Origin of the sequence: Flavobacterium alkalisoli (assembly GCF_008000935.1) — a bacterium.
Classification (GTDB): Bacteria; Bacteroidota; Bacteroidia; order Flavobacteriales; family Flavobacteriaceae; genus Flavobacterium; species Flavobacterium alkalisoli.
Map to the genome: position 1 here is coordinate 2,915,345 of NZ_CP042831.1, position 13,745 is coordinate 2,929,089.

17 protein-coding genes are annotated in these 13,745 nt (G+C 36.0%); 5 read left to right on the forward strand and 12 right to left on the reverse strand.

Going from position 1 to position 13,745, the window contains the following annotated elements; genetic code table 11:
- Positions 1-21: 21 nt before the first annotated feature.
- The 6 genes from FUA48_RS13330 to FUA48_RS13355 form a co-directional block, all read right to left on the reverse strand.
- Positions 22-759, reverse strand: coding sequence for an antibiotic biosynthesis monooxygenase (locus tag FUA48_RS13330; protein ID WP_205729410.1), 738 nt, complete (start codon positions 757-759; stop codon positions 22-24).
- A gap of 67 nt (positions 760-826) precedes the next feature.
- Positions 827-1,600, reverse strand: a complete 774-nt coding sequence (locus tag FUA48_RS13335; protein ID WP_205729411.1) for a helix-turn-helix transcriptional regulator — start codon at positions 1,598-1,600, stop codon at positions 827-829.
- A gap of 38 nt (positions 1,601-1,638) precedes the next feature.
- Entirely contained in the window at positions 1,639-2,100 is a 462-nt protein-coding gene (locus tag FUA48_RS13340) for an acyl-CoA thioesterase (RefSeq protein WP_168196986.1), read from the reverse strand.
- A 71-nt stretch (positions 2,101-2,171) separates the two neighbouring features.
- Entirely contained in the window at positions 2,172-2,753 is a 582-nt protein-coding gene (locus FUA48_RS13345; RefSeq protein WP_147583985.1) for a Crp/Fnr family transcriptional regulator, read from the reverse strand.
- Positions 2,754-2,818: 65 nt separating this feature from the next.
- A complete protein-coding gene (locus FUA48_RS13350) occupies positions 2,819-4,033 on the reverse strand; it encodes an RsmB/NOP family class I SAM-dependent RNA methyltransferase (protein WP_147583986.1) in 1,215 nt (404 codons plus the stop codon).
- 63 nt (positions 4,034-4,096) lie between these two features.
- The gene (locus FUA48_RS13355; protein WP_147583987.1) at positions 4,097-4,978 is read right to left on the reverse strand and encodes an AraC family transcriptional regulator; all 882 of its coding nucleotides are present in this window, start codon (positions 4,976-4,978) and stop codon (positions 4,097-4,099) included.
- Between the two features lie 92 nt (positions 4,979-5,070).
- Here FUA48_RS13355 and FUA48_RS13360 point away from each other — a divergent pair, with 92 nt between their 5' ends.
- Positions 5,071-5,439: a DUF983 domain-containing protein gene (locus FUA48_RS13360; RefSeq protein WP_147583988.1), complete on the forward strand. Its 369-nt coding sequence runs from the start codon at positions 5,071-5,073 to the stop codon at positions 5,437-5,439.
- Between the two features lie 15 nt (positions 5,440-5,454).
- On the opposite strand, the gene FUA48_RS13365 is transcribed toward FUA48_RS13360, so the two are convergent.
- On the reverse strand, positions 5,455-5,982 hold the full coding sequence (locus FUA48_RS13365; RefSeq protein ID WP_147583989.1) for a hypothetical protein: 528 nt from the start codon (positions 5,980-5,982) through the stop codon (positions 5,455-5,457).
- A 174-nt stretch (positions 5,983-6,156) separates the two neighbouring features.
- Between FUA48_RS13365 and FUA48_RS13370 the strand changes: the two genes are divergently transcribed.
- The gene (locus FUA48_RS13370; RefSeq protein WP_147583990.1) at positions 6,157-7,203 is read left to right on the forward strand and encodes a WD40/YVTN/BNR-like repeat-containing protein; all 1,047 of its coding nucleotides are present in this window, start codon (positions 6,157-6,159) and stop codon (positions 7,201-7,203) included.
- A 63-nt stretch (positions 7,204-7,266) separates the two neighbouring features.
- Here FUA48_RS13370 and FUA48_RS13375 read toward each other — a convergent pair whose 3' ends face one another.
- Genes FUA48_RS13375 through FUA48_RS13385 form a run of 3 tightly spaced genes read right to left on the reverse strand, consistent with a single transcriptional unit; the run spans position 7,267 to position 8,698 of the window.
- Positions 7,267-7,707 carry a sensor of ECF-type sigma factor gene (locus tag FUA48_RS13375; RefSeq protein ID WP_147583991.1) on the reverse strand — a complete coding sequence of 147 codons (441 nt, stop codon included), beginning with the start codon at positions 7,705-7,707 and terminating at the stop codon, positions 7,267-7,269.
- A 4-nt stretch (positions 7,708-7,711) separates the two neighbouring features.
- On the reverse strand, positions 7,712-8,125 hold the full coding sequence (locus tag FUA48_RS13380; RefSeq protein ID WP_147583992.1) for a hypothetical protein: 414 nt from the start codon (positions 8,123-8,125) through the stop codon (positions 7,712-7,714).
- Between the two features lie 30 nt (positions 8,126-8,155).
- On the reverse strand, positions 8,156-8,698 hold the full coding sequence (locus FUA48_RS13385; protein WP_147583993.1) for an RNA polymerase sigma factor: 543 nt from the start codon (positions 8,696-8,698) through the stop codon (positions 8,156-8,158).
- A 150-nt stretch (positions 8,699-8,848) separates the two neighbouring features.
- Here FUA48_RS13385 and FUA48_RS13390 point away from each other — a divergent pair, with 150 nt between their 5' ends.
- The 3 genes from FUA48_RS13390 (at position 8,849) to FUA48_RS13400 (ending at position 10,557) form a co-directional block, all read left to right on the forward strand.
- On the forward strand, positions 8,849-9,169 hold the full coding sequence (locus tag FUA48_RS13390; protein ID WP_147583994.1) for a four-helix bundle copper-binding protein: 321 nt from the start codon (positions 8,849-8,851) through the stop codon (positions 9,167-9,169).
- Positions 9,170-9,244: 75 nt separating this feature from the next.
- Positions 9,245-9,901: an HAD family hydrolase gene (locus FUA48_RS13395; protein ID WP_147583995.1), complete on the forward strand. Its 657-nt coding sequence runs from the start codon at positions 9,245-9,247 to the stop codon at positions 9,899-9,901.
- A complete protein-coding gene (locus FUA48_RS13400) occupies positions 9,901-10,557 on the forward strand; it encodes an HAD family hydrolase (RefSeq protein ID WP_147583996.1) in 657 nt (218 codons plus the stop codon). The genes FUA48_RS13395 and FUA48_RS13400 overlap by 1 nt, the downstream gene beginning before the upstream one ends.
- Before the next feature lie 51 nt (positions 10,558-10,608).
- On the opposite strand, the gene recG is transcribed toward FUA48_RS13400, so the two are convergent.
- On the reverse strand, positions 10,609-12,711 hold the full coding sequence (gene recG / locus FUA48_RS13405; protein WP_147583997.1) for an ATP-dependent DNA helicase RecG: 2,103 nt from the start codon (positions 12,709-12,711) through the stop codon (positions 10,609-10,611).
- Between the two features lie 15 nt (positions 12,712-12,726).
- A complete protein-coding gene (locus FUA48_RS13410; RefSeq protein WP_147583998.1) occupies positions 12,727-13,641 on the reverse strand; it encodes a hypothetical protein in 915 nt (304 codons plus the stop codon).
- Between the last annotated feature and the right edge of the window lie 104 nt (positions 13,642-13,745).

The window sequence follows — 13,745 nt, forward strand, 5'->3', positions numbered from 1 at the left end:
TTGAAACAAACATACGTAAAATTAGTTTTCTATTTCTTTATATGTAGCCCGATGAAGTATTATCTTGTTCTTCTTTAAGAATTTAGGCATATCAAATCCGGATTTTTTGTATGATGCCATTACCTGTTGTTTCGCGTTTTCAATAGCTTCCTCATTTTCCCAAGCCGCTATGGTAACATAATTAAAGCTACCATCTCCTACAGTTTTTTCATAAGCATGGTCTTCAATAAATCCGGGTAAGGTTTTAAGCAAATCCCTGTTTATTTTTACACGGGTCAAAAAATCTGCTTTTGCATTGTCAGGGACCGTAAAAGTATCTATAAATAGTATCGGAACCGTTTTATTAGGTCTAGGTCGTTCTTCTCTTATTTCAACACTGCCGTTTACAGAAAAAACAGGTGTTTCTTTTGCTAAGATTATAGCTTCATCTTTATTTGCAGCTTTGATTTTTACTATGGCTCCTACAAAATTACCTTCGGATGTAAAGTCGGTTTCCTTACTGTAGTTTTGCTCCACAATTATGGCATTGGGCTGATACACATTTGCAGAGATATAAATATCTCTTTCTTTCCAGTTTTTAAGCACGGCCTGCCATTGTTGCTTAAGTTGTTCGTTTTGCTTATCAGAATAATTAATAGCAGGGTAGTGGAAAAACAGAGTGTATTCGTTCATGGTTTTTTGATTTACAGGTTTATCATTTTGTGCAGTTAGTTGTTGGATGCCCAATAGGTATACCAACATTAAAAATTTTGTTTTCATATCAGTTTATTTAGCTTATACAAAGCTAGCCGCTATAAAAACCCTGTAATTGTAAAAAATCATTGAATTACCACCATTGACCGGAAGTAAAGAAGTCCTGAGGTGCTTTTCCTGTAAATAGTCTGAAGTCTTTTATAAAATGTGACTGATCGTAATATCCGGCATCAAAAGCTATGGTGGTTAAGCTTGTATTTTCTTTATGGTTGCTAATAACATTCCTTAAGCGAATAATGGATGCAAACTGTTTTGGCGAAGTGCCTGTTATTTTACGGAAACGTTTCTCAAGAGGATCCCTGCTTATAGGTAAAGACCCGGCAAGTTCGTTTATCCTTATATTTCCTTTGGCAAGTTGTATTCTTTTTATGGCCTCGTGTATTAAGCTGTCCTTCTCATTATTCTTAACTAGGGTCATAAGAAAGCCATCAAGTATCAATACAGCCTGATAATAATTGTCAGCTTCGGCTATTCTTTCCTCAATTTCTCTTACTATAGAATTTCTAACAAGATTATCTAAAGACACTGTGTGTGAAAACAGCTCGTGCATGGGATCTTTAAAAAGGGCAGAGGCTCCACCTTCCTTAAATTTTACCAACAGAGTAGCAGTATCAGCGGAGTAATTAAATTGACGTACGCCTTTGCGCAATCCGCTAACCGAGCTGGATGTTATGGTATTAACTGTATTGTTATGAATAAAACTAACTTTCCCCCTTAACCTGAAAGCTATTACTATTGAAGTGTCAGGAAGTGTTGTAGTATTCATCCCTTCCATACTTTCAATAACCATGTAACCTTTTATGTAAGGTTTTAATGAAGGAGAAGGAGAAAAGTTGTTGATTTTCATTTCCTGTAAACTTTATTCAAATTTACAAATTATACTTTTTAAGCCATTAAAACTTTAAGCCTTTCTGATAATGAGCTAACTAATATTTCGCTGTTTTCCAGTGGTATGGCAATTTTTTCAAACCATTCAGGATGATTATCCCTTTTGCCTGTAAGCAGGTTTATGTGTGTGAATTTTGTCCATAAAATGGCTTTGATATGGGTTTCGTTTTCATCCCACATTGTCATTTCTACCAGTAATGAATCATTACCATACTTCATCAGGTTAGATTTAATACATACCTGTTCGCCATAATTGGCAGGATTAAGGTAAATTATTTCGTGTTTGTTTACCATCCATCCTGATCCTTTACTGTAAAGATAAGTCATGCTTATATCGTGAAATTCTTTTAAATGATCTTCACGGGCGTTAAGCATATAATCTATATAACCTGAATTATTAAGGTGCTTAAATGAATCGCAGTCGTTAAACCTGATTTTGTAAAATGTTTTTAGTTCCATAATTGTTTCTTTTTTGATGAAAACAAAGTTGGAACAGTACAAATGCTTTTCCTTTGACATTTATCAAAAAATCAGTTTTTGGAACGTATACGGCTTAATGTTTCCTGAGTTATACCCAGATAGGAAGAAATGAGTCCGAGTGAAACCCTTTGCAAAAGGGTAGGATTGTTTTGTACAAGGTTATTATAACGTTCTTCTGCTGAACGAAACTGAAGATCGCTTAATCTTTGGTGCATGCCTACAAGCTCGTTAGTAACCACAAAACGTCCCAGTCTTTCTATATCATGATAATCGTCATATAGTTTTTCCAGTTCGGTGTATGGCATAGACCAAATAATGGAAGCTTCTAAAAGCTCAATCTGTCTGTTGTCTGGCACATTGGTTATAGATGCCGGCATAGAACAGGTAAACGTATTTTCTATGCAAAACTTCTCAGTTATTTCTTTGCCGTCTTTTATATAAAATGTACGGGATAATCCTTTTTCTATATAATATACATGCCTGCAGATATTACCCAAAGGTACTAAAACATGCCCTTTAGGAAAATGTTCTTTTACCATTACAGAAAGAAGTGCCGATTTACTTTGCGGGCTTACTTTTACAAAAGGGGAGACGCTGTCAAAAAAACTGACTTTCTTTTCTGTTTTTAGCATAGCAGTAATTATTTGGATAACTCAAAGTTACACAAATAAAAAACCTCCCGATTGGGAGGTTTAAATTATTTTTTTCTTTCAAGAAGTGCCATATAGAATCCGTCAAATCCGGATTCTGAAGCCAATACTTTATTTTCTTTTATGAAAGTGAATTGTTTACCAATTTCTGTAGTAAGGAAGTGTTTTACCTGCTCTTCATTTTCAGAAGGCAATACCGAACACGTTGCATAAACCATTTTACCTCCAGGCTTTACTATCTTAGAATAGCTTTCCAATACTTCTCTCTGTGTTTTCTTGATGTTATCTATAAACTCAGGTTCCAGTTTCCATTTACTGTCCGGATTACGTTTTAGAACACCAAGCCCGCTACAAGGCGCATCAATAAGAACCCTGTCTGCCTTTTCATGAAGTTTCTTAATAGTTTTGGTGCCTTCAATTACACGGTAATCTATATTGAAAACACTATTTCTTTTTGCACGCAGCTTTAATTGCTTTAATTTACTTTCATAAATATCCATAGCAATAATCTGTCCTTTGTTATCCATCATAGAGGCCATGTGCAGCGTTTTACCTCCCGCACCTGCACAGGTATCAACCACTCTCATACCGGGTTCTACTTCAAGAAAACGTGCCACAAGCTGAGACGATGCATCCTGAACTTCAAAAAGCCCGTCTTTAAATGCCTGTGTAAGGAATACATTAGCACGCTCTGTTAATACAAGCGCATCCGGATATTCCTTAAGAAATTCGGTTTCTATATTGCTGTCCATTAAAATGGCACGAAGCTGTTCTTTTGTAGTTTTTAGGGTGTTAACACGAAGTATAACTTTTGCCTGCTCGTTTTGTGCGGCAAGTTCCTTTTCCCATTTCTTTTCACCAAGCTCTTTAACACCAAGCTCATCCATCCAGTCAGGAATAGACTCACGGTATTTTCTTACTTTAGAAAGCTCATCAAAACGGCCTTTTATACGTCGTACCGGAGTTTCTTCAAAATATTTCCAGTCTGGTAGGTTATACCCGCGAAGAACAGCCCAAACGGCAAATATTCTCCAAAGGTTATCTCTGTTGTAAGGTTCTTTAACCTCTGCAATTTCTGCATACAGGCGTTTCCAGCGAACTATTTCATATATTGTTTCCGCAACAAATTTCCTGTCGTGGCTTCCCCAACGTTTGTCTTTCTTTAAAGCCTTTGCCACAACCTTATCGGCATATTCTCCCTCATTAAATATAAAGTTAAGGGAGTCGATAACCGTAAACACTAAATTTCTGTGTAATCTCATTTTTGTGAATTGAAGCTGCAAAGGTATTATTTTTTAGCAGAAGTTTGTTAATGAAATTGGGTATTATCCTTTCTTATACCTGTTTAAAAACTCACTTGGTGTTTCATTAGTTTTCTTTTTAAACAACCGGGAAAAATAGGCGTAATCTTCATACCCCAGCATTTCGGCAACTCCGGCAAAATTATCCTGTTGTAAAATCAGTTCCTTTTTGGCTTCCAGTAAAACCCTGTCGGTTATAACATCTGAAGTTGTTTTACCTGCTACTGCCTGTGTAATACGATTAAGATGCTTTGGTGTCATGTGCATCATCTCTGCATAAACGGCAGGAGATTTCTCTTTTACGAAATGTTCGTTAACTAAATCTTCCAGCTTAAGGAACTTACTGTAATAACTGTTATGGGTATCTAAAGCGGCTACCGGATTTTGTTTGGCATAAATACGGGTACATTCTATATATACATATTGAACCAGGTTAATGATGCGATGTTTTTTCAATATCTCATCTCTTTCATTTTCTTTCAGTATTTGTTTAAAGAGGAGTGTTACGTCTTTAAACTCTTCGCCTTCAAGATAAAGGCATGGAGAGCTGTGCATACTATAAAAGAAAGGGAAGTTATTGATATGATTCTGAGTATAATATAAATTATAAAATGCCTGTGTATGAAAGAAGATGTAGCCTTTAGTGTCTGGGGATAATTCCCAATGATGTGTTTGTCCCGGATTAAGAAAAAAAAGACTACCGGGCTTAACATCATAAACGGTAAAGTCAATTTCATGTATTCCTATGCCATGGGTAAATAGTATTGCCAGATAAAAATTGTGCTTATGAGGCAAAGCGATATCCTTATGGCTTGTAATAAGGTGATCTTCCAGTGTATTTACATAAAAATCCTCTAACCCGGTTTGTTTAAACTGACTGATATCTAATATGGCTGTCTTCTTCATGATTGCTTAATATGTCCTAAAAGTACAAATTATTGCGTAAATAAGCTATTGCCGTATTTTAATAGTTGCCGTAAATTTGAAATAAAAATAAGATGTCAAAATTCACAGATATAGTAGAGGAAAAATGTCCTAAATGTGGACAGGGTAAAGTGTTTAAAAGCAAAGGGAGTTTGTTTCTTTTTCGTTTACCTAAAATGAATGAACATTGCGAAGTATGTGACCATAAGTTTTTAAGAGAACCCGGATACTTTTTTGGGGCAATGTATGTAAGTTATGGATTAACAGTAGCCGAAATGATTGGTGTATACGCTATAGCACACTTTTTCATAAAAGATTTCGGTTACATGCTGGCACTTATAGCTTTTATGGCAGTAGCACTCAGTATGTTTAATTTCAGGTTGTCGAGAATGCTTTGGATATATATGTTTGACAGTAAGGAAGAAAAAAAAGAGCAGGCTTAACCTGCTCTTTTTTTATTATAGGCTTTTTAGAAACGCATCGAGCTCCCCGCTTCGATAGGCATTGCATAGCATGTTAAGTTTTTCGGTTTTGGCAACACGGTTGTCAGGATTATCTATATAACCGGCTACGAGTTCCCAAGTGCCTAGTTTTATATAATCGGTATTACCCGATTGTTCCTTGTGTTCTATGGTATATTTTGCCATACATGCCATATAGATCCACATTAAAGGGTCATTGTCTTCAAATACCGCTATGGTATGGTCTACTGCAAAATTAAAGTCCGGACTATCCTGCATCCATCCTAATAAATATCCTTTACTGGCTTTAACTTTTTCATCGTTCACCTCGTTAACAGGTGAAGCTATAATAAAGTCGGAAGCCTGTAGTGCTGCTTTTTCAAATTCTTTGAGTTCGATACTTCTTGATACTGCAGCCGGTAGTGATTCAAGGGTAACAGGGTCAACCGTAGGTAGCTGAAGGCTTTGGGCATACCCTGAGCTGATGAGACACAGGAGTCCCATGGTCAAGATAACTTTTTTCATTTTTGGTTGGTTTATGGTTACCAGTAAATATAAAATTTTAACACTATATACTGATAATGTGATAGTAATGATTAGTTGAAATGTTAAAAATGACCGATGAAATACATTTATGATAAAGTTTTAATTATGAAAGTTTATTGAGCAATTTTATTAATTTAGGGCTAAAATTAGCTTATGAGAAAGATTTTACCTTTACTATTAATACTTGCCTTAGTTTCCTGTAAAGAGGAGAAAAAAGATTTTAAACCCTCATTTACTGAAGTAGAAACAGATACATTACTTACAGACAGCATAAGTATACGTGCTATAACCACAGATAATGATAAGGTTTGGTATGCAGGTAGCAGAGGTAAATATGGTTATGTTTCGTTAGGGGAAGGAAAGGCTTTTACCGGAGTAATGGCTATGGAAAATGGTTTACCCGAGTTTAGATCTATAGCCCAGACCGAAACAGATATTTTTATTCTTAATGTGGGTTCGCCGGCAAAGCTATATAAAATAGCTAAAGACGGAAAGAGTAATAAAGTAGTATACACTGAAGAAGGAGAAAAGGTGTTTTATGACAGTATGCAGTTTTATAATGACAAAGAAGGTATTGCTATAGGGGACCCTACTGATGACTGTCTTTCTGTAATTATTACCAGAGACGGAGGTGAAAGCTGGAGTAAGTTATCTTGCGACAAACTTCCTGAAGTAGAGGAGGGAGAAGCTGCTTTTGCGGCAAGCAATACAAACCTCATTGTAAAAGGAGATAAGACATGGATTGTTTCGGGAGGTAAAAAATCGAGAGTGTATTACTCACCGGATAAAGGAAATAAATGGAAACAGTATAAGACACCTATAGTTCAGGGCACGGAAACTGAAGGGATATATTCTGCCGATTTTTATGATGAGAATATTGGTTTTGCCGTAGGGGGAGATTATACAAAACCGGATATGAACACAGGAAACAAGATTGTCACCGTAAAAGGAGGCAGGCGATGGAAGAACGTTGGTGACGGAATAGGTTTTGGCTATGCTTCTTGTGTACAGTTTTTACCAGATAGTGAAGGTTACGAACTGGTTACCGCAGGCCCTTCGGGAGTATTCTATTCTTATGACAGAGGTAGATCCTGGAAAAAAATATTAGATGATAAAGAGTTACATACCTTGCGTTTTGCTGACAATAAGACTATTATAGCTGCCGGGCAAAACAAGATAATCAGGATAAAACTTAAATAAAAAAAACCAGTCGTATACACAACTGGTCTTCCTATCCAAAGTAAACAAAATAACCTAACTAAACTATTTCTTTTTATCCCTGTATTTAGAGAGTAATTTTCTTTTAAAGTCAAATTCTGCCTTTTGCATTTTTATTACCTTTACTGCACCTATTATTGGTTTAAGTTCAGTAACCATCTTTTTTCTCAACGCTAAGAGCTCCTCTTCGGCTTCCTGTAGCTGAGTAAGGTAAGCATTGGCATCTTTCTCGGTCAAAGTATTTCCTGCCTGATCTATCTTTTTAATGATAGAACGCATTTTATCGTGTCTTATTTGATATTCTTTTTCCTCATAATTATTATATACCGGCCAGAATTTAGCCGATTCGTCACTGGTAAGGTTAAGCTCGGTAGTTAGAAAAGACACTTTTAAAGCTTTAATCTGATCACGTTTTTCTTTGTGGTCCTGTGAAAAAACACTTAAAGAAAAACTTAAAAATAAGGTTAGTAATAACTTTGCTTTCATAGTCTTATTCATTTATGTAAATATCATAATTCTCGTTAGAAAAATAGTTCTCTATAGCTTCATCACTAACAGCAATAGAAGCTTCCAGTTCCTTAATATCACTTTCATCCAATCCCTGAATGAAATCACTTGGCGTTATATCCGTTTGGTAAACCAGATAGTTTTCCAGGGTTGTTGCATCTGGTTGAACAACAGTTTGGGTATCCATTTTAAAAAATACTGAAACCCCAAGTGCTACCACTAATATAGCCGCTATTGATGATACCCAAACCGTTGCCCTTTTGTATAGCGGTACAACCTTAACTTCCCGCTCAGGAAGCTGCTGCATCAGTTTTTCGGTAAAGTCATTAAAATAATTATCAGGTGTGGTAAACCCTGATTTTATTTTTGGCTCTTTATCTAAATTAAATGGTTTCATATATTTAAGACTGAATAATTTACAAAAGGTTTAATCGTTATTTAAATAATCTTCAATTTTTTTACTCGCATGATGATAGGAAGCCTTAAGTGCCCCAACAGAAGTATCCAGTATTTCTGATATGTCTTCGTACTTCATTTCTTCAAAATACCGCATTTTAAAAACAAGCTGTTGTTTTTCAGGAAGCTTGGCGACTGCTTTTTGCAGCTTTAGCTGAATTTCATCACCGTCAAAGTAATTATCGGCATGCAGTTCCTGTGCCTGTTTCTCTAATACTTCTTCGTTGCTTATCCCTGCTTTTTTGGCTTTCTGGGTAATAAAGGTAAGGGCTTCGTTTGTAGCAATGCGGTAAATCCAGGAAAAAAGTTTGCTTTCGCCTTTAAAATTTGACAGGTTACGAAAAACTTTAATAAAGGTGTTCTGCAGCACATCATTAGCATCATCATGATCCAGCACAATATTTCGGATATGACTGTACAATGGCCTGCTGTATTGGGATACAAGCTGCCTAAACGCATTATTTTGCGTTTCAGGATTAAGCAATTCTGCTATAAAAGCCTTTTCGTCCTGCAATTTTAATTATTTATAGGTAAGACTAAAGTTAAGGCAAAAGGTTTAAATAAATTATTTATAATTTTTTACAGAAACGTTTAACATAGCATTACGAGCTTTAGGGAATGTGCTTGGTAACTTTGTAATAAGTTCAACCTTAAACAATTAGTCATGAAAAAAAATCAAACTATGATTGATGCATGCCTTGCGTGTTTTGCTGCATGTGAGCTGTGTGCTACCGAATGTATTAAAATGGTAAATGAAGAACATTTAAAATGTATTGCCAGCTGCCGTGATTGTGCTGAAATATGTATGTTGTGCGTTAAGTTTATGAGCAGAGGCTCTGACTATAAGGAGCAATTAATGAAATTATGTGCTGATGTTTGTAATGCCTGTGCCGATGAGTGTGAAAAATTTGCAGATGAAGACGACCATTGCAAAGAGTGTGCAGAAGCCTGCCGTAAATGTGCAGAAGAATGTATGGCCTACTAATTTAACGTCATCTTAATTCCCTAAAGCTTTTGGCTTCCAATTGTATGTTGTAATTTTGCAGCTTTAATTTTCACTATGATAAAGACTGTAATATTTGATATGGATGGGGTTATTGTTGATACAGAGCCCGTACATCATTTTGCATACTACCAGCATTTTAAAAACCTTGACATTGAAGTTACCCACGAAATGTATGCTACATTTACCGGAAACTCAACAAAAAATGTATACCAAAAATTAAAAGAGGCTTTTGGTCTTGAGCATGAGGTAGAGCATTTGGTACAAACCAAAAGATCTTTATTTAATGAAGCTTTTGATATTAAGGAAGATCTGGACCTTTTACCGGGAGTAAGACAACTTATTGTAGATCTTTATAATAACGGAGTACAGCTTATACTGGCTTCTTCGGCATCAAAAGTTACTATCGAGAGGGTTTTTAACCGTTTCGGGCTTCATCAGTATTTTACGCATATCGTTAGTGGGGAAGATTTTCCTAAGTCTAAACCGCATCCTGCTATTTTTGAGCATGCAGCTTCGTTATCTGTAGCACCAAAAGAAGAATGTGTAGTCATAGAAGACAGTACTAATGGAATTAAAGCAGCTAAAGCTGCTGGGATTTACTGCATAGGTTATCAGAGTGAAAATTCAAAATTACAGGAACTTGCCGAGGCCGATATGATTATTGGCGATTTTAGTGAGCTTGATTACCTAAAAATAAGGGATATTAAGTAATGGTAAACGCTGTAATTTTTGATATGGATGGGGTAGTGGTTAACACTGAACCCGTAGGACTTGAAGCGAACCGCAAATTTTATAAAACCCTTGGGATAGATGTTACCGATGAAATCTATTCTGATTTTATAGGTAATTCCGATAAGAATATTATCCAGAAGCTGCGCAATATATTTGATTTGCAACAATCGGAAGAAGAATTGCTTGAAGAGAGCTATAAGTATTACTTTGATGCTTTTGAAAGCAGTGAAGATCTTGAGCTGTTACCCGGTGTAAAAGACCTTATTATAGATTTGTATAATAACGGGATGACCTTAGTGTTAGCATCTTCTGCGGCAAAAAGGAAAATTGAGGCCGTTTTTACAAGGTTTGATTTGCACAAATATTTCAAAACCAAAATAAGCGGTGAGGATTTTGAACAATCAAAACCTAATCCCGCCATATTTGTGGAAGCTGTAAAACAAACCGGATTCCCAAAGGAAGAATGTATAGTTATAGAAGACAGCACTAACGGTATAAAAGCAGCAAAAGGAGCAGGTGTGTTTTGTGTAGGTTACCAGAGTGAACACTCAATGGGACAAAATACTTCGCTGGCAGATAAGGTTATAACAGATTTTAAACAGCTTGATTATAAAACAATAAAGAATCTTATTTAATTGCTAATATTATTAGCAAAAGCTTTATGACTTTCGACTTTAAGCTTTAGATTAAGAAATATAATTCCAGATATTTTTCTTCTTTGTAAGTTCAATAAAAGTATGCTTTAAGGCAGCATGTTCCGATCTGTTAAGGTTAGGGTCATCTTTAAGTAATCTAATAGCAAAATGCCTTGCCATTTGCAGTATTTCCCGGTCTTTAACCAAATCGGCTATTTGTAGGTTAAGCACACCACTTTGCTGTGTGCCCATAATATCTCCGGGACCACGCAGTTTAAGATCAACTTCCGCAATTTCAAAGCCATCATTAGTTCTTACCATAGTATCCATACGCACTTTGCTGTCGTTACTAAGTTTACCTCCTGTCATCATAATACAGTAACTCTGTTCGGCTCCACGGCCTACACGACCTCTTAACTGATGCAGCTGAGAAAGCCCGAAACGCTCGGCACTTTCTATAACCATAACACTGGCATTAGGTACATTTACACCAACCTCAATTACAGTAGTGGCAACCATGATGTTGGTTTTACCTTTGGCAAAACGCTCCATCTCGCTGTCTTTTTCGGCGGGTTTCATTTGGCCGTGTACTATACTGACACTGTATTGCGGTAAAGGGAAATCGCGCGAAATACTTTCATATCCGTCCATCAGGTCTTTATAATCCATTTTCTCACTTTCCTGAATAAGCGGATATACTATATAAACCTGTCTTCCTTTAGCAATTTCCTCTTTAAGGAAAGCCCATACTTTTAGGCGGTTACTGTCGTAACGGTGTACTGTTTTAATGGGCTTACGTCCCGGAGGAAGTTCATCTATAACAGATATATCAAGATCGCCATACAAACTCATTGCCAGCGTACGCGGAATAGGGGTAGCCGTCATCACCAGTATATGTGGCGGAATTTCATTTTTCTTCCATAGTTTGGAACGTTGTTCTACACCAAAACGATGTTGCTCATCTATAACGGCAAGTCCCAGGTTTTTAAACTGTACCTTATCTTCAAGCAGGGCATGAGTACCTATTATTATATCGAGTGTACCGTTTTCAAGCTCTTCATGAATAATTTTTCGTTCTGAAGTTTTAGTTGAACCGGTAAGTATTTTTATATTTAAATTCAAAGGTTTAGCCAATTCAGATAAACCTGAAAAATGCTGATTGGCTAAAATCTCGGTAGGTGCCATTAGGCAAGCCTGAAAACCGTTATCAAGAGCCAAAAGCATACTCATTAATGCCACAATGGTTTTACCCGAACCTACATCTCCCTGTAATAATCGGTTCATTTGTGCAGGCTGCCCCATGTCGTTCCTTATTTCTTTAAGCACACGTTTTTGGGCATTGGTAAGTTCAAACGGCAAATGGTTTTGATAAAAGCCATTAAACATATCGCCAACCTTATCAAACGCATGTCCTTTTATTTTATGCTTACGGATAAGATTTTTGGTGATAAGTTGTAACTGAATAAAAAACAATTCTTCAAACTTTAGCCTGAACTGTGCCTTAGCCAGTATTTCCTGACTTTTAGGGAAGTGAATATTAAACAGTGCTGCATTTTTAGGGATAAGCGCTAATTCCTGTAACAGGTTTGCCGGAAGCGTTTCCTTAAACAATGCCTGTGTTTCAATAAACAGTTGCTGCATTATCTTGTTTACCACCTTATTAGTGATACCGCGTTGTGTAAGCTTTTCGGTACTGGGGTAAATGGGCTGCATGGCACTGCGCAGGCTTTGTTCATGCTCAGTAAGCAGTTCCATTTCAGGATGCGCCATATTGAACACTCCGTTAAAAGAACTCACTTTACCAAAAATAACATAGGGAACATTGATCTTTATGTTTTCCCTTATCCATTTATGTCCCTGAAACCAAACCAGTTCCATTTGTCCGGTATTATCTGTAAACGTAGCTACAAGGCGTTTGCCGCGCTTTTGCTCAACGGTTTTAATATTTACAACCTTACCAACTATCTGTACTTCCGAATTGCTGTTTTGCAGTTCGTTTATACGGTAATAGCGTGTACGATCTATATATCGGTTGGGGTAAAGATTTATAAGGTCGCCATATTTATGAATGCCCAACTCCTTGCGCAACAATTCACCCCGGGCAGGGCCTACGCCTTTAAGGTATTCTATAGGAGTTTCTAACAGGTTATTCATTTTGGCTTGTATTCTTTATTTAAAACTTTCAATTATCTCTTTATAAACAGAAAGTTTTTCGGCTTTATCTTTTGTTTTAACAGTAATAAGGATTCCGTTTTCCAATATGTCTTTATAAGAGCAGTACGCTAGAAGTTTATTGTTAACTACATAAATACATGAACCCTTGTTGACGTTAGTCCAGTCATTTAAGTATTCTGTTTTGAGTAAAAATTTTGCTTTTAACTCTGTATCATCGGTCTGCTCCATAACAACACCCTTAAATATACTGTTATCAAGCTTTTTACGGTAACTAATAGATGTCTCTTCGTCCAGATTTAAATATTTGTATGCAGGAAGTTTATATTTGTGTGTGTAATAGTCACTTATTGTTGTGTAAAAACCTGTTTCACAATATTCCCTCTTTTTAACAGCCTCATAAATTCTTTCATCTTTATGTGGAGTATCTTCCATAACATGTGTAAAATCTCCTTCAATACTGATCTTAAAATCTTCTGTTCCGTTTGTATAGTTCATTTTGTTAATAGTACCAATAAACCTGCCTGTAATGGTTTCGTCCCAATTAAAAAAGTCATTATTTAGAACAAGTTCATAAGAATCAAAATCTCTTAGAGTAACTATACCACCACCATCATCCCAGTAATAATATTTAGGTGTTATTTTACCTTTTGTAAACTCTAATAGTAAACCCTCAAGAGTATATCCACCATCTATTACAATTACTGATATTGTATCTTTTCCAATAACATCACCAACAGTTTTGGCTTCTCTTTTTAGAGAAAGTACCGATATACTATCCTTCAGAGAATATCGGGTAATAATAAGTTTCTTAGCTGTTGGCTGTATATTTTTATCAAAAGAAATGTTTTTCTGACTGAACAAAAGTTGCATTGAAAATAATGTCAGTAAGATTAAAATTCGTTTCTTCATTTTTAATTATAAGGATTGAGTTACGAAGATAAAGATTATTCAATAAAACTAAAACGTAATATTTACCTCTGTATTTATTAGATTTGTGTAAATGCTAAGAACTT